This is a genomic window from Rothia sp. HSID18067 (genome assembly GCF_003989445.1).
Classification (GTDB): domain Bacteria; phylum Actinomycetota; class Actinomycetes; order Actinomycetales; family Micrococcaceae; genus Rothia; species Rothia aeria.
This window is the reverse complement of sequence record NZ_RBMF01000002.1, coordinates 382033-407269: the sequence shown is the minus strand read 5'-3', so window position 1 is coordinate 407269 and position 25237 is coordinate 382033. Positions and strand designations below refer to the sequence as shown.

The 25237-nt window shown below is 58.7% G+C and carries 19 protein-coding genes; 11 read left to right on the top strand and 8 right to left on the bottom strand.

Annotated features, from left to right (window positions below; translation table 11 throughout):
• Window positions 1-63 precede the first annotated feature (63 nt).
• Together D8M23_RS06775 and D8M23_RS06770 are read right to left on the bottom strand one after the other, a co-directional pair.
• Window positions 64-1599, bottom strand: coding sequence for a glycine-rich protein (locus tag D8M23_RS06775; protein WP_126854180.1), 1536 nt, complete (start codon window positions 1597-1599; stop codon window positions 64-66).
• 536 nt (window positions 1600-2135) lie between these two features.
• Window positions 2136-4169: a bifunctional 3'-5' exonuclease/DNA polymerase gene (locus D8M23_RS06770; protein ID WP_238693797.1), complete on the bottom strand. Its 2034-nt coding sequence runs from the start codon at window positions 4167-4169 to the stop codon at window positions 2136-2138.
• A 195-nt stretch (window positions 4170-4364) separates the two neighbouring features.
• Here D8M23_RS06770 and D8M23_RS06765 point away from each other — a divergent pair, with 195 nt between their 5' ends.
• The 8 genes from D8M23_RS06765 to D8M23_RS06730 all read left to right on the top strand — a co-directional run bounded on the left by D8M23_RS06765 (window position 4365) and on the right by D8M23_RS06730 (window position 12864).
• Window positions 4365-6848 carry a PEP/pyruvate-binding domain-containing protein gene (locus tag D8M23_RS06765; protein WP_126854178.1) on the top strand — a complete coding sequence of 828 codons (2484 nt, stop codon included), beginning with the start codon at window positions 4365-4367 and terminating at the stop codon, window positions 6846-6848.
• Between the two features lie 6 nt (window positions 6849-6854).
• Window positions 6855-8051, top strand: a complete 1197-nt coding sequence (locus D8M23_RS06760; protein WP_126854177.1) for an MFS transporter — start codon at window positions 6855-6857, stop codon at window positions 8049-8051.
• Between the two features lie 290 nt (window positions 8052-8341).
• Window positions 8342-10012: an ATPase, T2SS/T4P/T4SS family gene (locus D8M23_RS06755; RefSeq protein ID WP_126854176.1), complete on the top strand. Its 1671-nt coding sequence runs from the start codon at window positions 8342-8344 to the stop codon at window positions 10010-10012.
• Window positions 10002-10670 (top strand): type II secretion system F family protein, encoded by a 669-nt coding sequence (locus D8M23_RS06750; RefSeq protein ID WP_006888264.1) that lies wholly within the window; start codon window positions 10002-10004, stop codon window positions 10668-10670. Before D8M23_RS06755 ends, D8M23_RS06750 begins: the two co-directional genes overlap by 11 nt.
• A 41-nt stretch (window positions 10671-10711) precedes the next feature.
• Window positions 10712-11455, top strand: a complete 744-nt coding sequence (locus D8M23_RS06745) for a hypothetical protein (protein WP_126854175.1) — start codon at window positions 10712-10714, stop codon at window positions 11453-11455.
• 40 nt (window positions 11456-11495) lie between these two features.
• Entirely contained in the window at window positions 11496-11855 is a 360-nt protein-coding gene (locus D8M23_RS12140) for a DUF4244 domain-containing protein (RefSeq protein WP_006888047.1), read from the top strand.
• Between the two features lie 129 nt (window positions 11856-11984).
• A complete protein-coding gene (locus tag D8M23_RS06735) occupies window positions 11985-12443 on the top strand; it encodes a TadE family type IV pilus minor pilin (RefSeq protein ID WP_238693796.1) in 459 nt (152 codons plus the stop codon).
• Window positions 12433-12864, top strand: a complete 432-nt coding sequence (locus tag D8M23_RS06730) for an Rv3654c family TadE-like protein (RefSeq protein WP_094758689.1) — start codon at window positions 12433-12435, stop codon at window positions 12862-12864. The genes D8M23_RS06735 and D8M23_RS06730 overlap by 11 nt, the downstream gene beginning before the upstream one ends.
• 141 nt (window positions 12865-13005) lie before the next feature.
• Here the strand turns inward: D8M23_RS06730 and D8M23_RS06725 are convergent, their stop codons facing one another.
• Entirely contained in the window at window positions 13006-15621 is a 2616-nt protein-coding gene (locus tag D8M23_RS06725) for a DEAD/DEAH box helicase (RefSeq protein ID WP_238693795.1), read from the bottom strand.
• 60 nt (window positions 15622-15681) lie between these two features.
• On the opposite strand from D8M23_RS06725, the gene D8M23_RS06720 reads away from it, so the two are divergent.
• Genes D8M23_RS06720 through D8M23_RS06710 form a run of 3 tightly spaced genes read left to right on the top strand, consistent with a single transcriptional unit; the run spans window position 15682 to window position 17325 of the window.
• The gene (locus D8M23_RS06720; RefSeq protein ID WP_126854174.1) at window positions 15682-15903 is read left to right on the top strand and encodes a hypothetical protein; all 222 of its coding nucleotides are present in this window, start codon (window positions 15682-15684) and stop codon (window positions 15901-15903) included.
• A gap of 4 nt (window positions 15904-15907) precedes the next feature.
• Entirely contained in the window at window positions 15908-16822 is a 915-nt protein-coding gene (gene trhO / locus D8M23_RS06715) for an oxygen-dependent tRNA uridine(34) hydroxylase TrhO (RefSeq protein ID WP_126854173.1), read from the top strand.
• Complete coding sequence (locus D8M23_RS06710) at window positions 16819-17325, top strand: GyrI-like domain-containing protein (protein WP_126854172.1); 507 nt, start codon at window positions 16819-16821, stop codon at window positions 17323-17325. The genes trhO and D8M23_RS06710 overlap by 4 nt, the downstream gene beginning before the upstream one ends.
• 10 nt (window positions 17326-17335) lie before the next feature.
• Here D8M23_RS06710 and D8M23_RS06705 read toward each other — a convergent pair whose 3' ends face one another.
• From D8M23_RS06705 to D8M23_RS06685, 5 genes are all read right to left on the bottom strand, one after another.
• Window positions 17336-17800, bottom strand: coding sequence for a pyrimidine dimer DNA glycosylase/endonuclease V (locus D8M23_RS06705; RefSeq protein ID WP_126854171.1), 465 nt, complete (start codon window positions 17798-17800; stop codon window positions 17336-17338).
• 163 nt (window positions 17801-17963) lie between these two features.
• The gene (locus tag D8M23_RS06700) at window positions 17964-19334 is read right to left on the bottom strand and encodes a glycine-rich protein (RefSeq protein WP_232018606.1); all 1371 of its coding nucleotides are present in this window, start codon (window positions 19332-19334) and stop codon (window positions 17964-17966) included.
• Between the two features lie 708 nt (window positions 19335-20042).
• The gene (locus D8M23_RS06695) at window positions 20043-21365 is read right to left on the bottom strand and encodes a hypothetical protein (RefSeq protein ID WP_126854170.1); all 1323 of its coding nucleotides are present in this window, start codon (window positions 21363-21365) and stop codon (window positions 20043-20045) included.
• A 927-nt stretch (window positions 21366-22292) separates the two neighbouring features.
• Entirely contained in the window at window positions 22293-23579 is a 1287-nt protein-coding gene (locus D8M23_RS06690) for a glycine-rich protein (protein WP_126854169.1), read from the bottom strand.
• Between the two features lie 99 nt (window positions 23580-23678).
• Window positions 23679-25145, bottom strand: a complete 1467-nt coding sequence (locus D8M23_RS06685) for a hypothetical protein (protein ID WP_126854168.1) — start codon at window positions 25143-25145, stop codon at window positions 23679-23681.
• Window positions 25146-25237: the final 92 nt, after the last annotated feature.

The window sequence follows — 25237 nt, the reverse complement described above, 5'->3', positions numbered from 1 at the left end:
CTGCTCCCCAGAACCGCACAATGCGGGGAGCAGGCCCTAGCTTAGAAGTATTCGCAGCCGGAATTAGTGGCTGGGAACCACCGGAGCGGGAACACCCGGGTCATCCGGGTAGTCCTTATGCGAACCGCTCGGGTCGCACCAGATCACCTTAATACGGCCGTGACCGTTGGTGTCATTGGTACCAAAAGTACGGTTATTGTGTGCCCAGAACTTCCTACCGTTGGAATCCCACATTTCGATTCCCGGTGCCAGGTAGCTGCCGCCGGCACCGCCAGCACCAGCGGACGCGAAAGCACCCGAGTAACGGAACTTGTTCGAGCTGCCCTCAATGTCCTGTTCCTGATCCGGGGCAGTAACACGCACACCCTGACCAATGACGCTGCCGGAGCCACCGCCACCGTAGCCGCCGCCACCGCCGCCGGAGACCGCGTACACGTAGTAGTTGGCGTTGTCGTACCCGTCGGCGTAGTGGCCGCCATAGGTATCAACTGCACCCCAGGCACTCACACCGTCAGCACCGTTAACGGGCTCGGTGGGGTTGGAGGTGCTGTTGCCCTCTGCGCCTTCAAAAGCGGAGGCGAAGATATTGCCATCGTCTGAGTAGTTAATGTATGCACCCGTCGAGCGATCGAAGTGGGCGTAGCTCAGGTATTCCTGGGTGACCCGGTCCTGATCTATGGTGGGGGCTTCACCGCCAGCGCCACCGGTTCCGTCGCTGCCGCCTTCTGCGGTGCCGCTGCCCTTACCGCCGTAGACGGTCTGCTCGTAGTCGGGGTAGTTCTCCAGGGAGGTGCTCGCGCCGCCGCCGTCCATACTGTCCACATGCTGCACTACTGTGACGGTCTGGCCCTCAACGCTCTGGGGGCTCTGCTGCACCTGCATACCGCCGCTGCCCTGCTCACCGATGGTGAGAGTGGCAGTCTTGTAGCTGCCTTCCTTGGTGCGGGGGTAGTCGTTGGTGTTGTGCTGCACGGTAACACCCGCGCCGCCGCCGCCGCCAGCAATAGCGATAACTTCCTTAATGGTGAACCCATCGCTTTCCATACGAACAATAGCGGATGCGCCACCACCGGAGCCACCGTACTGGATCTTTGCGGGCTTCAACTTATCAAGGATGAACTGCGCCTGGTTATTGCGAATACCTACCTGAGAGTCGGTGGGAAGAGCAGCTGAGGAACCGCCGTCACCAAATCCTTTACCACCTTCAGCGGGTGTGCCGTCGAAGTTTGCGGTACCAGCTGCGCCGGTCACGAAGGTAAGGGTTTCGCCGGGGGTAACATCAAGGTAACCGGCTACCTCGGCGCCAGCGCCGCCGAAGCCGCCACCGTACTGGTCTTCGTGGGTGGACCCACCGGCGGCACCGCGCACATAGAACTTGATCTGGTGCACATCGGCGGGGACTGTCCAGTGGTCGTAGACCTTTTCGCGGGTGTTGCCGCGCGGGGGCTTAGCGTAGTGCTGTGAGTTAAACGTTTTATCTGCTACACAGGGCTCGACCGGCGATGTGGCGAACGCCGGGATGGAGCTAGAAGCCATGACCACGGGTGCCGCCCAAGCCGCGCCGGTAACAAGCGTGCGGCGTGAGAGTTTATTCTGCATGTTTATATCCTTGCGAAGTACTGATATACACACGCCGGTGCCCAGTACCGTACCCGCCCCTAGCGGAAAAAGGGCGGGGTACGTGAACACAACGAGCGTATATTGAGTGTTGTGATGCGCGGTAGAACCGCGTATACGGTGAATATTCTACTCGTAAAGTCTTTCATCTTCCATATATTCATGCATGTACTGAATGCCTTGCTGTAACCCTGAATCTCAAGCTATAGCTCAAAATTTACCGCGTGGATCCCATGTCAGTAAGTGAATAATTATTCTACAAATTATGTATTTTGATGCATTTTAATCATTTCGTAATAATTGGGTCATGCGCTGTGCCGCAGAAATATACGCTCACTCAATATTCAGGCACTCAAGCACCCTGGAAAGAACTCTAAGGTACCTTCTGAAACTTAATTGAAGCGTTAAAAATGCCAAAATCTTTTTAAGAGGCCCAAATCATAAAACGACACAGAAACTAAGTTTAACCTTATAAAATACTCACCTAAGACTCAGTATCTCTTCTCTTTAAGAAGACACTACTTCGCCTCCGCATAGTTCATCGTAACCGTCACAGACACTGGAAAGTCCACCGGGACCCCGCCAAAGAGCAGCTGCGCAGCCTGCTGAGCAGACTCCCGCACGATCGCCTCAACACGTTTCACCTCAACAGAAGGGCCGCACAATACCAGCTCATCGTGCAGAAAATACACAATCTTTGTGCGCATCGGGCTGCCGAAAACTGTTTCACTCAGCAGGCGCGAACGCACCCTACCCATCCAGCACAAAGCCCACTCCGCCGCCGTACCCTGCACCACAAAATTACGGGTCATACGGCCCCACGCACGAGACGCAGAAACCGCCCGAGCCTCCGCAGCACCCGTTGAACGATCCGCCACCGTGCGCAGCCACGCATCGGAAGGGGCAGGGGAGGTGCGACCTAAAAACGTTGTGACCTGCCCGCCCTGCTCGCCAATACGCGCCGCCCGCTCCGTAAACTCCATAGCGCGCGGAAAAAGCTGCGCAATATGCGGCAGCAGCGCCCCAACCTCGCCGCTGCGGCCCCCATACATAATCGCCAGCAGCCCCACCTTCGCCTGCGCCCGCTCAGTCAGCGCCAGCCCGTGAGAACGGCTCAGCTCGGCAATCCCCTCGTACAAGTCGGTGCTGTGCCCCGCAACGCCACGCCCCGCCGCAGCCAACGCCTCATCCCGGCTGAGCGCCGCCAGAATACGCGGCTCAATCTGTGACCCATCAGCCACCGTAAACACTTGATGCTGCGGGGCTATTATCGCCGAACGGATCTCCGCAGGCAGCTGCAAAGCACCCCCGCCGGAAGCACCCCACCGTCCGGTTGCTGCACCGCCCACCTCAAGATGCGGGCGGAAACGCCCCTGATGCACCCACGTATCAGCCCAATTCCAGCCGTTAGCAGTCCATATCCGGTACAGCTTCTTATACCGCAGCACCGGGTCGATCATGGCGTGCCTTTCCTGGGCCCGCGCCGGGCTCTGCTGCGCCCACGCCTTCAATTTCCATGAACGGGTGCTCTCAACCTGCGCGCCCGCACGCCGAAGCGCCCGCAGCAGATCCTGCGGGGAATCCGGGTTCAGCTGCGGAGCGAACAGCACACGTCGAATATGCTCAGCAAGCTCAACCATTTTCGCTGGATGCTCGCCCTCACCAGGGCGCGGCCCCAACAGCTGCTCCAGATTTTTATGGTGCTCCTGCGCATCGAACGGGATGCCCCAGTACCCAATCTCCGCGGCAACAAGAGCACCGGCTGACTCCGCATGAGCCAACAGAGAAAGCCGGTCAGGGTGCGCGGCAGCGGCAATAGCGTGCAGCTGCGCCGCGAACTCGCCGAACGTCGCGGCAATAAGCGGGGTACGTGATGCTGGGGAACTCGCATCATCGGAGCGCACCGCTGGCTCGGTAGAATCCGCTGAAGACTGCTGGGCAGCAGAAAAACTCAGATCATCAAAGAGCGCCTGCTGACCGCTCACCTGCCGTGCAGGCGGCAGGTACCCGCGCGGTGGTTCGTGGTGCGGTTCGTGCATCAGCTCAAGCACCGGCGAATAACGAACATGCCCGCCGGGGTGGGTCGCGGCAGCACTGAGAATACGCTGCACCAGCCGCAAATCATGGCATAGATGCACCCGTACCTGCGCCTCTAACAGGAGGGGGCCAAGCACACGCGTATCGGCCCACACCCACCGCACCCGCGCACTCTTGCGCGCATCAGCGCGGGACTCAACCTCACGCACATAGGCGGGCAGGTTCTCGGCGCTCACCCTGTGCGCACGCACAATACGTGGGGCCGTGCCGGGGGTGCTGGAGGTGACCGTTTCTTCCCCCGCACTGGCTGGCGCATCAGCAGAGTCGTTGGCGTGGGCCTCGGCGGCAGCCTCCACATGGAAAACACCCCAGTATGCGGTGGATGAGCCTCCCGCAGGGTTCTGAAAATGCGCAGGTTCCCCGCTGTTTGCAGCATCGTTCACTGTGTTGCGCACAGAGGCGGCGCCGGGGTTCTGGGCGTCGGCGTTATCTGCGGGAACAACGAGAATGTACACACTCCTATTATCGGTGAGAGAACCCCGAATATGCGAAGGCGACGGTGAACGAACCTGCATGTCAGGGCGAATTCGATGGCAGCAATCTATGCCCAAACCCCGCCGCGACAGATATTCTAAGAAGATAGAGAAGCGCTTTGTCGTTGAGACAAGACAAAGAGTGACACGAAGCACACTTAAGGCGGTGATCGGGCGATGGCTACCCCACACGAACAAGAGACGACCGCGTTCATATCCTGGTTCCGGCGAGGTCATCCCTTAGGGGACGCTCAGGTAGCCAACGTCGGCGGCAAGGGAGCCAACCTTATAACGATGCATCGCGCCGGTCTGAACGTGCCGCCAGGATTTTGCGTGACAACCGACGCCTACAGGGTAGCCGTCGCACCGATTGCTGAAGATATTATTCACAAGGCAGCCGGTACGAACTCTCACGCGGCACGAGAGCTGATCCTGAAACAGGAAGTCCCGCGCGCCGTGCGAGATGCCGTCGTCGAGGCTTACCGGGCGCTGGGCTCGCCGGTTGTGGCGGTACGTTCATCAGCGACAACGGAAGACCTGGACAGCGCGAGTTTCGCGGGGCAGCAGGATACCTATCTCGGTGTGCAGGGAGAAGACTCTGTTGTCGATGCTCTAAGGCGATGCTGGGCATCCCTCTGGACGGATCGGGCGGTGGCGTACCGCGCAGAAGCCGGGTTCTCCCACGAATCGGCGGAACTTGCCGTGGTGGTGCAGGAAATGGTCGCTGCAGACGTGGCGGGCGTCTTATTTACAGCGGATCCTATCTCTGGCATGACAGACCGGATGCTCGTCAGCGCCTCCTACGGTCTTGGCGAGTCCGTCGTCGCCGCCCACGTCAACCCGGATACATTTACGCTGGACTCACAGGGGCACACCGTCGAGACGATCATCGGGGATAAAGAGACACGCATCGACCTCGACCACACCGGCGGGACTAAGATAAGCCCGGTTCCACCGAATGATCGCGCGGCTTCATGCCTGTCAGACTCCGATCTTCGACGACTTCACGCTCTCGGGCGGCAGGTATCCGCCTATTACAACGCACCCCAAGATATCGAGTGGGGCATATGCGGCGATGAGCTCTACCTCTTGCAGACTCGACCAATTACATCTTTATCGAATCTGTCGAAAACCGACCCGGGACACGGACCCGCACAGTCAAAGATTCTACAGATGATGCGTGATGACCTGATCGAGCATTATCCCGCACCGTATCCCCTAGACATCATGCCCGTGCGCAAGGTACAGCAGGAAGTTCAACAAGTTCTCGGTTCTTTCGGCGTGGATACACCACCCGTTGATCGTGTGATCCGCATCAGCGATGACGGGATTGCGAGCATTCACGCAACGTGGCCGCGTGTTTCGCCGCGCATCGTAACGCACTTGCCGCGCACATTTAGGCAGGCATTCTCGGTAACGAATCCCGACTGGGATGCAGACTCGCTGGATTGGAAACATGAACTTGAAGCATTCCAGGCGGATAATCGGGCACTTGAGAGTATCACCGACCGTGACCTGATTGCGCGCAGTCACCGTGCGGTTGATGCGGCGGCTGAGCTTACGCGCGCTCGCTTCTCGCGCTACCTCATACCGCTAATGTTCAAACGTGCTGAGGCGGATATGATGATGAAAATTGCGCGGCTCGGCCCGAGCGTCACCACCGAGGATTTATTCGCGAACCTCGATTTTGTGACGGCACATATCGACCGTGAGATTTCGCGTCTCTGCGAGCGCGCCCGCGAACTCGGTCTCGATGACGTCCTTGTGGACACGGATAACGCGGTTGAATCTCTCTCGAAGCGTCCCAATGGGTCGACGTTTCTCGAAGAGGTTCAGCAGACGCTGTCGCGGATTGGGGCGCGCACACCGCGCATGTACCTGCCCTATTCAAGCAGGTCTTGGGGCGAGAACCCCGAGGCATTTTTCACACTGATTGCCGCCGGCATTCGTGGCAGGCACACCATGGATGCAGATCGGGCCGATAAACGTCAGCTTGTGCGCAGCCGACTGCCACGGTTCCTGCATAAACGTTGGGATAAGACGGTCACCGCGCTGCGGGCTCTGCATGTCGCACGTGAGGGCTCTCTGTATCTCATCGAAGAATGGTTTGTTGAGGCTCGTAGGGTCATGGACGAGATCGCACATCGACTCGTTGAACGCGGCGTCTTGGCGAATCCCTCAGATGTAACCTATGCGCTATTTGACGAGGTAGAATCTGCACTGCTTGCAGAAGAACCATCCTCCGATCTGCAGCAGAAGATTTCGCGCCGAAAGCAGAAGCGCACAACCGCTGAGACTCTGTGGTGGGACCGGGGGAATCACCGGTCTGAGACGGACGGCATCAAAGGAGTTGGCGCGAGCCCAGGGGTGACGATGGGCACGGCACGGGTTATCCACGGGCCGGAAGAGTTCGGGCTGCTGGAACCGGGCGAAATACTCGTGTGCCGGTACACCGATCCCACCTGGACCCCACTGTTCAATGTGGCTGCCGCCGTGGTGGCTGATACCGGAGGTCCGCTTTCTCACGCGGCCATCGTCGCGCGCGAGGTTGGGATTCCTGCTGTGCTTGGCACTCAGTCCGGTACGCAGGATATTGTGTCGGGTCAGACGATTCGGGTCGATGGGAACACGGGGCTGGTTACACCGGTCGAAAGTGAGTGAGGGCAGATGAATCGTCGTCACTGGTGTCTGGCAGCCGTGCTCATTGGTTCTGCTTCGGCTACGCTGATGCAGAATTTTATCACGGTCAGTTTGCCGACGATTGCCTCCGAGCTCGCTGGTCACAGCACCGTGGGGTGGGTTGTGGGTGCCTACATGTTAGCGTCCACCGCTGTGCTTCTGAACAGTGGTCGCTGGGCCGACCGCCAAGGACCGCGAAAGGTTTATGTTGTGGGTACCCTGCTGTATGCAGCGGCTACAGTGTTGACTTCGCAGTCTCAGTCGATGGTGCAGCTCATTATGTTCAGGGCGATTCAGGGTCTTGGCGCTGGCATCATCGTGCCCGCGAGCATGGCGGCTGTGACCCGGTACTGGCGTGATAAACGTCTTGGTAGGATTATCGGTCTGCTGGGCTCAATGCAGGTTGTCGCGACACTGATCGGGGCACCCCTCGGGGGCTGGCTGACCTCAGTTCTCGGCTGGCGTGTGGCGTTCGCAAGCCCCGCTCTTCTCTCTGTCGTGGCTCTTGCCCTCTCGTTGAGCCTCCCCGGAAGCCGGCCGCCGAGTGAACCCGCTGAAGCGCGAAGCCTCCTGTCTGTACTGGCTGAGCCGGTACTCGTGCGAGGACTGATCAGCACGGCGGGTTTGTCGAGCCTTGCCTTCGGTGCCGCCGTCTATCTGCCCATGTCAATGGCCCATACGCTGCAGGTTGATGCCGCAACTTTAGGATGGCTGGTACTGCCTCTGGTGGCGGGAAGCGGCATCGGCTCCGCAATCGGCGGACTGCGCGCGCATCATGCACGCACAGAGGTAATCGGGTGGCTGACGGCGACTATAGGCGTCCTGACGTGCCTGGTGCCTCATCTCTGGTCGCTGACTGTGGGAGGCGCACTCGTGGGAATTGGTGTCGGCATCGGTATGCCCGCGATCTTCGTGAGGCTCCAGGGTGCGATCGGCGGCGGAAATGAGGCCGTGACAAGCGGGTTTGTTCAATTCGCCAGGAATGCAGGTGGTGCTTTGGGGGTGCCCCTCTACGGAATCGGGTTGATGCTGCCCGTGGTTCTCTCCGTCTCTCTGCTGCTGACCTTCTCGTTCATGTCTGTCGCCGCGATTGGTGGACTTATCCTGTGCTGGGCGGGAATCATTGGTGTTTCTGCATGCAACCCGGTACATGAACCGTTACGTAAAGACAGGGTAACAGAGTAAGGGGATAAGAACCCTTTCCGGTGGTAAGGGCACTGTACCTTTGGTTCTTCCGCAGCAGTACCTATAAACAGTAAAGAGTACTAAAAGTATGATAAAAGACTTTATGAGTACTTAAAATCACAATACACTGTTTCATAAAACGTCATAGAAGAGCTCCATATGTGAATAATACGTATGAAACACTGTGAAAAAACGTGTGGAAAGCCGGGGGCACGGCCCAAAATGAAAAGTTATCCACAATATCGCAGAGCCCCGCCCCGCGTACGCGCAAAACCCGGTGAAATAGTGCCATGAACACCGCGCACCCCATAACAGCACCGAGTAACACCCCGGCACCGGCCCGGGCCGCTACCCACGCCGGTCACCCCGCGGCGGCACTCACACCCCGCCCTCACAGCTTCGCCGCCCCTGCCGCACCAGGTGTGGTAGGTGTCCACACAGGTAATGACCTATCGCCCCTAGCCCCGCTTCTGGTAAGCTCAGCCACCAGCAACCCCAGTGCGGCCGCACCCACCGGAACCATTACAGCCGCCCAGCCCACCACCCAAAACCCCGAAAAGCCAGCGGCAGAATCCCGCAACATGCCCGCCATCATAGGCACCGCCGAAAACCCCACCGCCCGAGAGATAGCCCTGCGGGCAATGCGTATCCTACTGGGCGAATCCTCAGAATACGGACGTGAAGCCTGCGAAAACGCGCTGCAGACCGCCATTGACGAGCGGGAAGAAAGCATTAGCGCCACCGTGACGCTCGCAACGGAACACCCCGCTTCTTCCGAGACAGCGCAGGAACCAGCGCCGTCAGCCCACCCCGAAAACCCGGACGATACCCCCAGCAGCACCCTGCACGACACCGCCCTGCGCTACCTGCACCACGAGCTGCACGGCATGGGGGCACTCGAAAACCTGACCGGCATACCCCACCTGAGCGATATATACGTTAACGGCCCCGCCGACATTTGGGTGCAGGCCGCCGGGCAAACCCAGCCAACGGCACTCACTCTCGGCAACGAGGCGCGGGTGCGTTCCCTCGCCCAGCGGCTTATCCGCGCATCCGGCGGCAGGCTCGATGCGGCCCATCCGGCCGCCGATGTGCAGGATACCCACGGGCGGCGCATCCACGCCGTTATACCTCCACTGGTGCCCCGCACCCATCTGTCGGTGCGTGTGGCGGCTTCTCGCAGGCAAACCCTGGAAGACCTGGAGAAAACGGGTATGTTCGACGCTGGCACAGCCGCAGAACTGCGGAGCATTATTGCCGAGAAGAAAAGCTTCATCATTAGCGGCGGCACTGGAACCGGAAAAACCACCCTGCTCAACGCGATGCTTGCCCTCTGCCCGGCTAATGAGCGGCTTCTCACCCTCGAAGACACCCCCGAATTAGCACCCTCCCACCCGCACGTGGTGGCTATGATGACCCGCGCCGCAAACACTGAAGGAACCGGAGAAATCAACCTGGGGGAGCTGATTGTTCAGGCGCTGCGCATGGCCCCAGACCGTCTTATTGTGGGGGAGTGCCGCGGGGCAGAAATCACGCACCTGCTCACCGCCATGAACACCGGGCACACTGGTGCAGGTACCAGCCTGCACGCCAACTCGGCGCGTGCCGTACCTATGCGACTAGCCGCCCTTGGGGCGCTTGCCGGGCTGGACGCCCGCACTGTTGCTCTTCACGCGGCCACCGCATTCGACCGTATTATCCATCTGCAGAAAGACGGGCCCACCCGCCGGGTGGAGGGGATCTACGAGCTCGCGCTTGAGCGTGAAGAGCTTACCGTCCGACCCGTACCCTCCCACATGGTACCCAAAATACAACTTTCAGAGTTTGAACTTCCGCAATACACCCCAGTCGGTGTTCCTTCACCTGCCGGTGCAGACACTACCCCTCACCTGAAACTTGCCACCGCCGAAGACCTCGCTCCATCCGAGCCTGTTATGGAAAGGCACCTCTATGTTGCCTAAACAGCCCACCCCAGAAGAACTTCGCCTCTGGCCTGATGCCCTGCGTGCCATTGCCGTTCAGCTTGATGCCGGGCTAAGTCAAGCCCAAGCTATCGCCGGTGCCCTCACCCGCATCGCCTCCGACCGCGCAGAGCACTCACCGGCCGCCCCCGCTCAGCTGTCCTGGTTTGCACGCCGCGGATACCGGCAGGCGACACAGGACATTGCCACTCTATTCACCGCCCTGGGGGCCAATGCCGAACTGGGGCTGCCTCTATCTCAAGCCTGTCAACAGTGGGTTCACACCCACACCGGCACCGCCCGCCAGCACAGTGTGCAGCGTGTTAATGAGCTGCTGGTATGTCTGCATTTGAGTGAGGCAACCGGGTCCGCATTATCGGCCACCCTGCGCCGTGCCGCCGAGCACGCTGAAGAAAGCATTGATGCGTTGCTGGGGCGAGAAAGCGCGCTCGCCGCACCTCGGGCCACGGGCCGGATCCTCTCGCTGCTGCCCTTTATTGGGTTGGGGCTGGGGGAGTTAATGGGCACTTCACCGGTGAGTGTGCTGACCGGTTCGATTGCCGGGGCGTGTGCCGGATTAGTGGGGGTTGGGCTTGCGCTTGCCGGAAGACGCTGGACGGCAGCCCTAGTGCACGCCGCAGAAACCGAGACCTTCTAAAACACCAAAGAACTACCGGAAAACCGTGAGAGGAGTGAAACATGGATGATCTGCTGATAACCGCCAGCCTATTCGCCCTGTGTGCGGCCTGCGCCCTGTCGATTGCACACCGTATTATCAACCGCAGAAATGTTCAACGTGAAACAAAAAAGAATAAGCATTCTTTATTTTCTGATAGGGTTTCCCGCTCTCACACTACGGCGCATCTGGACTCGCAGAGTGTAAAAACCCGTCTGCCGTTACTCACTCAACGCACCGGGCAGACTGCCGTGAAAAGCGCAGGGCCCCGTATCGACACGGCTCTTGCTCTCGAAATACTCGCCGCTCAGCTCGACTCCGGGCTGGGGCTGCACCAGGCACTCACCGCCTTAGCCGATGCGCTGCCTGGCACCCCGCCGCCGACTCAGCGAAAACGTAAACAACGCTCTGATAATGCCGCACCATCGCAGCCTCAGGGAACGCCCGGGCGGCTGCGCAGTATATGCGCTGCCCTCACCCTGGGGGCAGACTGGGATACCGCGTGGGCACCGCACACTACCGACCCGCTCTTAGGCGAGTTGGGGCGCATCCTCGCACCGGGTTACGCCTCCGGGGCACCCAGCGCCACCCTGCTCAGGCACCAAGCCGATGCGCACCGCACCGGTAACCGCCGTGCCGCCGAACGCGCCGCGGGGAAACTCTCCGTAGCTCTCGTGCTGCCGCTGGGGTTGTGCTCGCTACCGGCATTTATCTGCCTGAGCATCATACCGATTTTGGTGTCGCTGCTGCCTACCTTGGCAGGGTAAGACACCGCAACCTAATAAAAATCCATGAAAGGAAATAACCATGACCGCCGTATACCCCTCCCTTACCGCACTGGCAAACCAGGAATTTTTGGCGACCCACGACACCGGGTGCACCACCGAAATGTGCACACCCCTGTGCCGCCAAGCCTCCCAGTTCGCCCAGCTGCCAACCGGGATGATTGACACCGACCGTATTACCGCCGCGTACACCGCCACCGGGGCTAACACCGCCGCCCACGCCCCGGTGGGCGACCCTGAAGAAGGCGCCAGCACTGCGGAATACGGTATTGTGATGCTCGCTGCCGTCGGTTTCGCGGGGCTGCTGGTGGCCATCCTCAAATCAGATGAGGTACGTGAAATGCTGCTGGGGGTAATCCGTAATGCCCTCTCCATTGGGTAGAACTATGCGCCGCCGCCCGGGTGTTCCTCCTTTAGCTGGTGCACCCGGGGCGGTGTGTGATTTCCTGCTCTACCCGGTGGGAATTGCACGCCTTGGCAGCCATAATACATCAGTAAAGAGTGAATAATCATGCGTATACATTCGCCGTGGCGGGTGCGTGAACCCTCCTCAGCACCTGGCCCCTCAAAAATACGTTCCGCAGACCCCTCTGACGCTGAGCACGGGGCAGTAACCGCCGAATTCGCGGTGGTGCTGCCGGGGGTAACCCTTGTACTGGCCCTTTGTTTATGTGCCGTCGCAACAGGGGCGGCGCAGGTTCGGCTAGAGGATGCTGCGCGGGTTGCCGCACGCGCCGCCGCCCGGGGAGACGCCGAAGCCAGCATCCATACGGCCGTCTCCCAAACGGACCGGGATGCCGCCGTGAGCATTGCCCGCGAAGGGAACACTGTGCGTGTGAGCGCCGAACGGAAAGCCCCCGGGGTTATCGGCGCAACCACCGGCTGGACGCTCCGCGCGCAGGCAACCGCCAGCGTCGAAGGATCCGAGGGGCTGCAAGATACTGAGGAAGCCGCACACCATGAAGAATAAACATTCTGTACTACGTGCTAATGCTCCCACACCCCGCACCGCCTCGGCTGGGCGTGCCACAGAAGAAGGCAGCGGCACCGTGCTTGCCCTCACCATTATCGCCGGGGTGCTTATCCTCACGGTACTCACGCTCGGAGCGGCCGGCGCCTACACCGCCCACCGGCGCGCCGCCACTGCGGCTGACCTGAGCGCTCTCGCCGCCGCCGACACGCTCAGGGGCCTGAGCGAAGGAGAACCGTGCGCGAATGCTGCGCGCATCGCCCAGGAAAACGGGGCGAACTTAGCCGCCTGCACCGAACCTTCCCGCCCCGACACGATGGATGTGCGCGTCAGTGTTCCCATTACCGGCCCCTTCGCTTTCCTGGGCGACGCAAAAGGCCAGGCGCGAGCGGGGGCACCCGATGACACCGGTGGCGAGTAGCCATGTGCGGGCCATAACGGGCCCTGCCGCAAAGTGTTCACGGCACCTCGGTGCTGTATCAATAATGGTGCCGCTAGACGAGCCATCATCCCAGCACGGCACCTCGTAAAGGGCACGTCTGCCCTCACCGCGCCGGTGCCGCTACCCGGCCTCATCGAGTGAGTGCAGCATTGCCTGCAGCAGGTTTTGTGCGCCCGCCTTGGAGAGCGGTTCGTTGCGGTTGCCGCATTTGGGGGACTGTACGCAGGAGGGGCAGCCGCTTTCGCATCCGCAGGAATTAATGGCGTCCAGGGTTGCGCCCAGCCAGGTGCGAACCGCCTCAAACCCGCGCTGGGTAAAGCCTGCTCCTCCGGGTGCTGCATCGTACACGAAGATGGTGGGGCGTTCCGTATCGGCGTGGTACAGGGTGGAGAGTCCGCCTAAATCCCAGCGGTCGCAGGTCGCAATCAGCGGTAATAAGCCGATGGCGGCGTGTTCTGCGGCGTGCAGGGTGCCGGGTGCATCCGGCTCAGCTACGCCGGCGGCAAACAGGTAGCTCGGGTCAAAGGTAAACCAGATAGCCTCGGTCATCAGGATGCTCGGCGGCATCTCCATCGGCTCATCGCCCAGATACTCACTGCCGTACACCGAGAACCGTTGAAAGCCCATAACCTGATCGGTCACCTGAACCCGCCCGCGATGCAGCGTCAGACCAGCAGTACCGGGCTGGGCGCCGTCGAACTCGTACCGCACACCCGCCTTTTCCTGCAGAATCTTCACCTCGGTCGCCTCAATCGCCCGCGTGTAATAGTCGGGGTACACTCGCGAGAGCAGGATAACGCGTGCCGCTTCATCTAAGGACTCCACCAAATACTGGGCGTTCTGGTGAATATAGATAGCCCCCGGGTGACCCTGAGTCATTGCCTGCGCCGAATCCATCGTGCCAATCAGCGAACCATCCTCGGCATCAATCAACTGGTAGGGACCACCGCCGGTGGCACGCAGATCCACCAGATTCGTCGCCGACTCCGCGTGCGTCCAATACCAGCCGTCCGCCCGGCGGCGCAGATAATTCTGCTGCACCAGCCGGTTAAGCAGAGCCTCAGTATGCTCGCCGAACAGGGAAAGCTCCTCGGCACGTAGCGGAGATTCCGCCGCGGCAGCGCACAAATGCGGCGAAAGCACGTAAGGGTTCGTTGGGTCGAAAACGGTAGCTTCCACGCTCTGCCCGAAAATCGCCTGCGGATGATGCACCAGGTACGTATCCAACGGATCGTCCCCGGCGATAAGCACGGCGAGCGCATCCTGACCACCGCGACCGGCGCGCCCAATCCGCTGAATAAAGGATGCGCGGGTTCCGGGCCAGCCCGCTACGAGTACCGCATCCAGCCCGGAAATATCGATACCCAGCTCAAGTGCAGAGGTACTTGCCAGCCCGAGCAGTTCGCCGGTGCGCAGCCGATGCTCAAGCTCACGGCGTTCCTCGGGCATATACCCCGAACGGTACGCCGCCACCCGATGCGCCAGCCCCGCCTCGGTCTCATCAAGGTAGCGCTGTGCTCGCTGAGAGATCAGCTCGGCACCGCGCCTCGACCGGGTGAAGGCGAGCGTGCGGGTGCGTGAGAGTACCAGGTCGGTGAGCATCTGCGCGCCCTGTTCGATAGCGGAGATGCGCTGTGGTGCCTGCTTTTCCGTCTCGGAACGGGTGTCGAAGGCGCTCGCACCGGCGGCGAGTTTATCGGTCACCTGCGTATCGGGCAGGAACTCCGGTTCCCATAGGATGACGGTGGATTCTCCGCGGGGTGCGGTCGATGCGGTAATCGCGTCAATGCTCCCCTCGGGCACTCCAATGAGCTTGGCGAAAGACTCGGCAGGGTTCGCGCTCGTGGCGGATGCCCCGTAAAACACCGGATTTACGCGGTAGAGCGCGCAGACTCGGCGTAGGCGGCGCAGCAGATTGGCGATATGCGCGCCGAACACGCCGCGGTAGCTGTGCACTTCGTCAAGCACCACATAGCGCAGCCCGCGCAGGAAGTTCGCCCATTGCCGGTGGTTGCCCAGAATTCCGTAGTTGAGCATATCCGGGGTGGTGAGCACAAAATTAGCGTGTTCGCGCACCCACCGCCGCTCCTGCGCCGGGGTGTCGCCGTCATAGGTGGCGGCGTTGAGCCCGGGAAGATGATAGGCGGTGATGGCGTTGAGCTGGTCGGCTGAGAGTGCCCGCGCCGGTGAAATATATAGAACGTTCGCTCTCTGATGAAAACCTGTGGAACCTGCATTAGTGGCCGTGGCGCTGAGCGGTTCACGGCGCGCCCCGCGGTAGAGGGCGTCGAATGTGGGCATGAGGTAGCTCAGCGATTTTCCGGATGCGGTACCGGTCGCCACAATCACATGCCGCGCCGTTGTGCCCGACCCATCGCGCCCCTGCCCGGATGCTCGCCCGAAGGAGAGCCGGTGCGCGTCTTCGGCGAGTGCAGCATCGAATGCACAATGCGCTGCCTGTGCCGCCTGCACCTGGTGGGTGTATGGTTTGTGCACGCCCAGCGACTCGAAAGCCTCAATCACGCGCGGGTGCAGCCAGTGCGGCCACGGCGAATACTGCCCTTCACGTGCGGGAATGCGGTGCACATGAGTGATTTGCGGGGGCAGCGAACCGTCACCGGGAAGTTTGGGCACAAGCCTGCTCAGCTGCTCGCGAAGGTTCTCGTCGGGGCGCGAGGCAGGGGAGAATCCGGGGTGCTCATCAGCCAGGGAGTCGCAGGAAGGTTCGGGGCGCATCACACCATTGTAAAACCTCGGGTACGGTAAACCGGCGTTGGCAATCGCAGGGCGCTCGGTATGTTCCACTCGCCCCAGCAGGAAGGTATTCGCTACCAGAAAATGGCGAAATCAGCCGGTGCAAGGGGGCAGAAAAACGACGAGACATACCTCATGGTGAAGAAACCACATGCACCCCATCATCGCGGGCGCATCTCGCAGGAGAACAGGGATTATCGGCCACGTTACGGGACGAGCACCGCCGTCACGGCATACACGATGTACCTAGAAAGCGTAAAATAGGAGGGTGGCTCAGAATCGAATTATCTTGTATTACCAGTTTGCCCCCATAACCGACCCCGTGGCGGTCATGCTCTGGCAGCGTGCCCTGTGCGAGAAGCTCGGTTTGCGCGGGCGCATCCTCGTTTCCAAACACGGCATTAACGGCACGCTCGGCGGCGAAATCAGCGCGGTTAAGGCGTACACCAAAGAGACCCGCCAGTACCCCGGCTTCAAGAACATGGAATTCAAATGGTCTGAGGGCGGTGCCGAAGATTTTCCCCGTCTGTCGGTCAAAGCGCGCGATGAAATCGTGGCGTTCGGCGCTCCCGACGAGCTCAAAGTAGACGAAAACGGCGTGGTCGGCGGTGGTGTGCACCTCAAACCCGAAGAGGTGAACAAGCTCGTGGAAGAACGCGGTGATGAAGTCGTCTTCTTCGACGGACGCAACGCATTCGAGGCTAAAATCGGTAAGTTCAAGAACGCTGTGGTGCCCGATGTTCGCACCACCCACGACTTTATTCGTGAGATCGAGTCCGGTAAGTATGACGATCTGAAGGATAAACCCGTCGTCACCTACTGCACCGGTGGTATTCGATGCGAAATCCTCTCCGCCCTCATGAAGAACCGCGGATTTAAAGAGATCTACCAGATTGACGGCGGTATTGTGCGCTACGGCGAAAAGTACGGCGATAAGTCCCTGTGGGAGGGCTCGCTCTACGTGTTCGATAAGCGCATGCACATGGAGTTCACCCCGGATACCGTCACGATCGGCCAGTGCGAGCGCTGCTCGGCACCGTCCAATAAGTTCGAGAACTGCTCGAATGAGAGCTGCCGCGAGCTTGTGCTCCTGTGCCCCGAATGCGCCACCGATGATGCGAAACGCCGCTGCGTGCCCGAATGCGCGGCTGACCGCCAGAGCGCCCACGCTGGTATCTCATGAGTGATTCCGTGCAGGCGCCCGTGACGGTTTCACCCGCGCGCATTGAGAAACACGGTTCTTTGCTGGTTGCGGGAGTATCCCAGGTGTATAAGCTGGGGGATGATTTCACGCCGCTGTGGGATGAGCTGAATCAGAAGGCATCCCCGGCGATGCTCGATATTCTGGCGGTCACCCAGTACATTGGCGTGTGCACTCAGCCCAGTACCGACGGTTTCGTGCGCTACACGGCCGGTATTTTGGTTGATGACCGTGCCTCGGCGCATAAACTTGGGCTGGGTCTGCTGGACCTTCCCGCAAGCACCTACGCGGTGGTTGAGATTACCGGGCCGATTTCGCGGTCTATTCCGGCAGGTTTTGAGAGCTTTGAGCGTGAGTTCTTCCCGGCGCATCCGCAGTACCGCCCGTTAGGCGGCCTGGAGGTGTACGGTCGCGGCGATATGCAGGCGGCAGATTACACGATGGAACTGTGGGTGCCGCTGCTAGAGGTTCCTGCCTCGGCATAAAGCGCTCCGACTAGAACTCCTTGGTCTTCTCCCAGTCTTCTATTTTGCCTGGGACTACCTCGAACACGGGGTGCACTGCGGGCTTACCGGCCTGGGCGAATTTCGCGAGACGCTCGGTAAGAATAGGCTCCCAATCGGCATCTCGCCCGGCAACTTTGTGCGCCAGAAAGCTCAGCTCGTAGGCAAGCTGGCCCTCGGTCACGGGAATAGACTCCAGAATCTTACCCCGCTCAGCGGCGATTAGCGAACGGTTGAAGGAGTACCCGCGCAGCTGCGCCTCATCGGCGAGCCCGTGCAGATAAGCCCCAATAGCCTCCACCGGCTGCGAATGCGCACGAAATCGAATGAGCTGCGGGTGATTCGTGTACCCTCGGGTGAGCCCGCGCAGCACTTTCTGCGCAAGCAAGCTCTCACGCCAGCACGCGATCAGGGCGCGACGGTCAAGAAGGGACGGGTGGGCGGACCAAATACGCATCCACCCACTATACAGCCGCAGACCTGCAATCTTAGGTAAAACAACGGTTAACGGCCCGTCCAAAATATTGAGGCAGAATGCACCTATGGGGCGCTCGCATCGGAACAGGATGCGAGCGCCCCACAGTGGTGCAGGTGCCTTGAGGCTACGAGTTCCGCGCTAGCTATGCCCAGTATTCTGGGCTTTCGGGGGAAGGTGGGTCGGGCTGCTTATTCGGATCTGATGGGCAGAAAGAATACGTAATTGTGCCGTCCCTGATTTCTCCCCGCCATTCTGCCCCGCCTTCAGCGGTAATATAGGGGTTGAGTACATCGGGAGACACAAAGTTTCCGCCGCCGCCTCCTCCTCCCGAGGCAACGCCCACGAATGCGGCATCATCATACATATACACGGGATTTTCGGATGCGGCAGCCACCGCCGAACCGGATCCGCCTCCACCGTAGCCCGCGCCACCGCCTCCGGAAACAATGTATCCGATACCATTGCGGTCATCGCTTGTGTTGCCTGCAGTATTGAGCGCATACCCGTAGGCAACAACGCCGTCAGCCCCGTTGCCGGTGGGCCCAGAGCCCCCGGATTTGCCTGCGGTATTTCCGGTATGAATCTCTGTTCGTGAGGTTGAGGAAAAGGTCAGCTCTTTATCTCCCGTAATAGTGGCGAGGGCGCCGCCGGAGCCGCCAGCCGTGTTGCTGCCATTCGACCCGGATGGAATCAGAATCTCGGCGTCGTAGTGCCGGTAGTAACGTTCTCTTCCCGAGCGCCCCAACCCTTCGGGCACGTAGTCATCGCCAGCAGAACCTCCCTGACCAATATGCAGATTAAAGTTGTCATAAGAAGTTGGGTCGTCTGTTATCCAGGTTCCCCCGTAAGAAAGGACGTGTGTGAGCCCGCGTGCGCCTGCGCCTCCGCCGCCTCCGGCAACGGCGAGTACGGTTTCTTGGGAAGTTTTCGCATCGACCATGACGATTGCCGAAGAACCACCGCCGGAGCCCGAATAGACCGTAACCTTATTGCTGTGGCTGTTCAGCTTGCCCTGTACATCTGACCCCAGCGCGGTGGGTAGTGCCGCAGACGAACCGCCGTTACCGTACCCTTCGCCGCCTTTGGCGGGGCGGTCATAATATCCGACGCCGCTGGCACCCACATAGAATTTGATGCGCTGCCCGGGTGTTACCTTGACGGTTCCTTGAATATAAGCACCACCGCCTGCGGTTCCGCCGGTTCTGTTATATCCTGTGGCTTCCGAGTACCGCGCCTCCAGGCTACCGCCCGCGCCGCCGCTTAAATCGAAGCGCATATACGAGGCGTAGTCGGGAACCACAATTTCTTCGTAGCCTTTTTCACCGGCTGCACGGTTTTGCGCGGCGGTGCGCACATCCTTGGCGAAAATACTGTAGCTTTTATCGGGGTCTAGGCAGGGGCCGTCGTCGGCGGATGATGATGCGTATGCCGGAATAACGGCGGTGCTCAGCACAAGCGGCGCAGCCCATGCGGTTCCGGTCACCAGATCTCGGCGAGAAATGCCTCGTCTCATAGAAAATATCCTTGTGTTTGAAATTGTTGTGAGTGTTTACCGTGCACAATGATCCCCAAGGAACAATGCGCTGCACCGCCAGGTTAGGGCTGATGAGGCTTCACAATGCGTACGCGATGTCATGGACAGCGGTGCTATCGTGACAGAGGCAGATACGACGGTGGAGGTGAGGACGGCTGGTGCCGCCCACGCCGCACCGGCGACGAGTTTTCTGCGTGAGATACCCCGTGTCATGTGTGATGTAGTCCTTGGGTTGGTCTTGTGCTTGAGCTGAGAGCACCCGGCGCTTATGCGCCTCTCCCACGTAATGGGGGAGAGGCGCAATGGGGCTAGACTACTGTAGCTGAGTGAATACTTGAGTCTGCCGTACTGCCGCAGCAATGCGACCGGCGCTCCTTCATAAGTATGCCACATAAGCCCGATATTTAAGAATATATATGCATTTATGGTGCGGTGTGATATTGGCTTACTAAACCGTAAAGTCTAGCTTTATAAAGACTTTTTGGGGTGTTTAAGAGAAAATTAAGCCACTGGTCTTAGAATGCATTTTTATCCACTCAAGGTGGCGGGGAGGAGCAATAAATAAGCCGCACGGCACCGCGAACACCCAAGAGATAAACCCTAAAATAATCCCGGGTGCCCGCGTCGCCGTGCGACACGCTTATATATTTTTAGGCTAACCGGCCGATATGGGGGCCAGCTCAGCCGCTACTTGGAGACGCAGAATGCGTACTGGCCAATACCGTCACGGGACTCGCCGCGAACCGTGCCCTGCCCGCTTGAGCGCTGGAAGGTGGGGTTGATGACGTCCGCCGCGACAAAGCTGCCGCCACCGCCACCGCCACCGGCGACCACACCTGCACTCACTGAGTAGGCATCGCTTACGGTCTTCCCATCTCCCAGCACGTTAATAGTCTGTGCGCCAATAGCTGCTGCTGCGCCTGAACCGCCGCCGCCGTAGCCGCCACCGCCGCCGCCAGAAACAGCGTATGCGGTCACGTTGAACTTGTAAGGGCTTCCGCCGTCGGGCTGGTCGGTTTCTTTGGTGCTGATTGAGTAGGAGTATGCCACCACACCGTCGGCACCATTAGCTTTCGCGCCTGAACCGCCCGCAACACCTGCTACGGTGCTGGTGCGGATATTTGACTCGGTGGTGCTGGAGAAGGAAAGGTCCTTAGCGGTGCTGTAGGTGGCTTTGCTGCCGCCTGCGCCGCCGTTTGCGCCGCTGCCGGGGTTACCGCCGCGTACAGTTACTATTGCGGAGGGGTATTCGCTGTACACCTCGGTACCGTTACTGCCAGCCTGCGGGAAGTCGCTCGCATCGCCGCCATTACTGAGTACCGGGAAACCACCGTCAGTCTTCCAGCCAGCCAACTTGGTGCCGTTCAGAGTCTCACGTGCTGCCTGGGTCATGGCGCGGGTGCCACCGCCGCCACCGCCACCAGCAACGGCAAGCAGTTTTTCTTCCGAAGATCCCTTATCGCTAATAAGCACGGCGCTTGCGCCACCGCCTGAGCCCGAGTACACCACAATGTGGTTGTAGGTGGGGCTCTGCATTTCATCCAGGTCAGATACTTCTACACCGGATTCAAGAAGAGTGTTGGAGCTACCGCCGTTCCCATAGCCTTCACCACCTGCGGAAGGCTTGTCGTAGAGGCCAAGGCCGCCAGCGCCCACATGGAACTTCACGGTCTGTCCGGGGGTGACCTTAATGGTTCCTTCAATATCTGCGCCTGCGCCGCCATCACCGACGTTGCGGTTAGCATGGTCGACGCCGCCGCCGTAGCCGCCCTGGAGCTTAAACCACATGTAGGTGGCACCTTCGGGGACAGTTATTTCTTCGTAGCCCTTTGTATTATTTGCACGACCTGCGGCAACTGTCTGGCGTGCTTCGAAGTCATTGAGGTTTTGGCAGGGGTTAACTGAAGATGCATACGCGGGTATAGCTGTAGATGTCAGCACTGCGGGGGCGGCCCAAGCGGCGCCTGCCACGAGCGACCTGCGGGAAATATTCCTGGTCATGGTCTGCATGTCCTTGAGTGTAGTAGTTCGAGTGTGAACGTGTCACTGCGTGGGTATTGGGCGCGTGGTAGCCACAAGAGGGTGAATACTGCGTGCGGGAAATCAATACCTACTGATGACAGTTGAAAGCTGAGCGAGTACTACGGCACCTGAGAAGGCACCTCCCCTCAGTGTGCCCGCAGGACTCATAAAACTCAAGTAAATATTGACGATTGGGTAGATTTTTTCTTGAAAATATGATAAACAACCTATCCAGGTTGCATATACTCTACTTTTTGGTTGTACTTATTCCATCCCTTGATACGTTTTAATGTTTTACCGGTGTAGTAAACCGGTGACAGGTGGCTATTTTATGATGCGCATCGCATAAAAAACAGGTTTTTTGTGATGGAAAACACCTTAAAAATAGTGTCTTGGGAGCCATGAAAAGACAAAAAACGAACCCTCTCGTTTGAAAGTTAAACATTCAAACGAGAAAGTCCGTTGCTCCAACTATAGGTTTATATAAAGCTTTACCAGAAGCTCTATAGTCTGCTGTATTTCAGGGGAATCAAGGGGTGGGTGAACCCCAGGTACGCAGCTGCATTATTGCTGCTGTGCATCTGTTGCTAGGTGTGATGCTCCTGCCGTGAGATGGTGTGGAGAACATGGGCCGCTCCACTATTGACCGCGCCACCGCTAAATGCATAAATATAGGCTGTTCCAATCATGCAATCAGCTGCAAAAACACTAGCCAACATCGTCCACCGGCAGCGTGAGCACCGGTACTGACGGCATAAAACACGTCATTGGTGTATACCCGTATTTTCATGCCATTGGCTGGGCATGAAATACGGGTAGGATTGAGAGCTTCACGTGTGTGCGGCTGGAAGCCGCAGCTAGGGGTGCGCAGAGAGGCCTATAACCTGGTTTTATGACATAAGTTCATCATTAGGCCTAGGCGGGGAAACAGAAACCATATTCCAGGTACCCCGGCTCAAGATCAGTAGATGCTGTAAAATAGGTTCCGCCTATGTCTGGAGAAATATAAGAATCGCCGCCACCGCCGCCACCCATCGTGACCCCCATGCCAATGGCGTACACTTCGCCGCTGTGCTCATCATACTTTTGCATTCCAAGTGCGAGAACACCACCTGAACTGCCACCGCCCCAGCCAGCTCCACCACCGGGTGAAACCGCATACCCAGAGACGGCATGCACATATTCTGAAGCATTAGCGTCATCACCATAAAACTTATGGGTGCTGTAGGCATACCCATACGCTGCCACGCCGTCCGCTCCGTGAGCACGCAGACCGTCGCCTCCAATGCCCCCGGTGGTGCTCATGGTGCGGATGGTGACAGGTGTCTGTTCGACGCTCTTGAAAACAAACGGGTCAATAGTGGGGAGTTCGGCGGGTTCTGAGCCTTTACCCCCTATTCCACCGTATCCTCTTTTGCCTCCATGTACGAATAGTTGTTTCCCCTCGTAGAATCCGTAGTAATTACGGTAGCCGTAAAAGTTTCCATCAACGGACCAACCATCTCCACCGTAGTGTAGTGGATGAATTGAGTCTCCTCCCATCCCCATGTAGGGGGAACCGTAATTCTCCCATGAGGCATCCCTCTTATGATCAGATGTATTTCTGGAATCATCTGCGGTACCTCGGAGACCGGCGCCTCCGCCGCCGCCAGCAACAACAAGAACTGTTTCTTGTGCAGGATCAGCAGGATCAACCCTCACAATTGCTGATGACCCGCCGCCTGATCCGCCGTATATCACTACGTTGTCTGCTTTAAGGTCTGACAGGATCTTCTGTTCTTCGGCAGGTATAACCGATGAGGGAGAAAGCTTAGAAGAACCGCCTTTACCGTATCCAGCGCCCCCTTCTGCCGGTCGGGTACCGAAAGCCTCGCCGGAGGAACCCAAATAAATTTTAAAGATCTGACCGGGGGTCACCTCAAGAGCCCCCGAGACCTTTGCTCCATGTCCGCCGATAGCATACGATTCCAGGTACCCGCCTGCGCCTCCAACAAGTTCGAAGTACAGACTGGCTGCCCCATCAGGTACAACAATCTCGTGATAGTTTGTTTCTGCGGCGGTAATCCTACTGCTTTTAGGGCAGATGAGACGTGTCGATGATGCCGCATAGGCGGGTACTGCTGTGGAAGCTAACACTGCAGGTGCCGCCCAGGCGGTACCAACCACGACTCTCCGGCGTGAAATCTTCGAATTTTCTACCATAACAATGATCCGTTCTTGAATGTTGAAACGAGCAGAGTGCAATGTGGAACAGTATTTGGTGAGCTGTAGCGCTTCGGCACTTAACGCAACTTCTGCATCTTATGTGAGGACTTCCTCGCCCCAAATAATTTCAGAATCTGAAGGGCAGAAAGAGTACTCAATATATCCATCGGTGCGCCACCCCCGGTTTGTTCTTGAGGACTCTGTGTATATTGAAACGTCAATGACATCGCTGGCAACATAATTACCGCCGCCGCCACCACCGCCAGCGGTAGCACCAGCGCTCACATCATAGTACTGATGCTGGTCTGGGTCGAAGGTTTGTGCGCCCACAACGATTGCTCCTCCTGAGCCACCGCCGCTGTAGCCACCGCCACCGCCACCTGAGACTATATAACCAGACACATTACGTTGGGATGTGGCGTGATCCGTTGTACTAAACGCATACCCATAGGCGGCTACCCCATCAGCGCCGCGCCCTTTTTCTCCACCTTCACCTTGCACACCTGGAACGTTACTAGTGCGAATATGCATATCTGGTGTTGATGAGAAGGCCAGCCCTCGTGCGCTTACTAATTCACCCACTGGGGCACCTGCTCCACCCGATGTATTGTTACTTTCAGCAGTTTTTCCGCTGTGTACCGTTACTGTAGCGGAAGGGTTTAGCTCATAAACTTCCATCCCATCCTCTCCATCAACAGCTTTATTAACATTTGATGTATAACCCCCATCAGCGGCAAGGGGAGGTTTTGTGTTTTGCCTGTTGTAGCTTCGGCGTTTACCATCATCGGTGGCCCACACAGCAGGCTTCTTATACCTGGAAGTATCAGCATAATCTTCGTCCTGCGGGTTGTAGGGAAGTGAAGCCATGCCACGTGCCCCTGAGCCTCCTCCTCCGCCTGCAACAGCTATCAGGCTCTCCTTAGAAGGATCAGCGGGGTCTGACAATAGAAGAGCTGAAGACCCTCCCCCTGACCCAGAGTAAATAACAACGTGGTTATACACTGGGTTATTCATCTTTTCCCGATCTTCGGGTGCGATGACTGACTCGGGCAGCACACTTGAGTCGCCACCGTTACTGTACCCTTCACCGCCAATAGCTGGCTTATCATAGTAAGCAATCCCACCAACACCTGCATGAAGCTTAATAATCTGACCGGGTTTTACCTTGACAATTCCCTCAACGATGGAGCCACCCCCGCCTTTCCCGCCGCTATAGTCGCTGAAATCTTCAGGGCCGGGACTCCACCACGGAGGACGGTACGAATTGCTCCACCACTGGCCAGTATGAGCCGTACCACCTGAACCTCCAGCAATGACGAACCTTAAATACCGCGCATATGCTGGGACGGTAACTTCCTCATAGTATTTATTGGGGCTCTGCCAATCGGCGGAGACCTTACGTCTGTCTCGCTTGTGAATGGCATAGGACTCGATGCTGTCAAGGCACGGACCATCATCAGCATTTGAGGCTGCTAACGCGGGAGTGGTGACGGAGGCTAACACCGCAGGTGCCGCCCAGGCGGTACCAGCCACGAGTTTTCGGCGTGAAATCTCTTGGGTCATCGTATGAAATTTTCCTTGTGTTTGAGTGAATGTGAGTGAGCGTCCCGCCCAAGGCGCACATCACGCTGAGCACAGTATATGTAGCAGGTTAT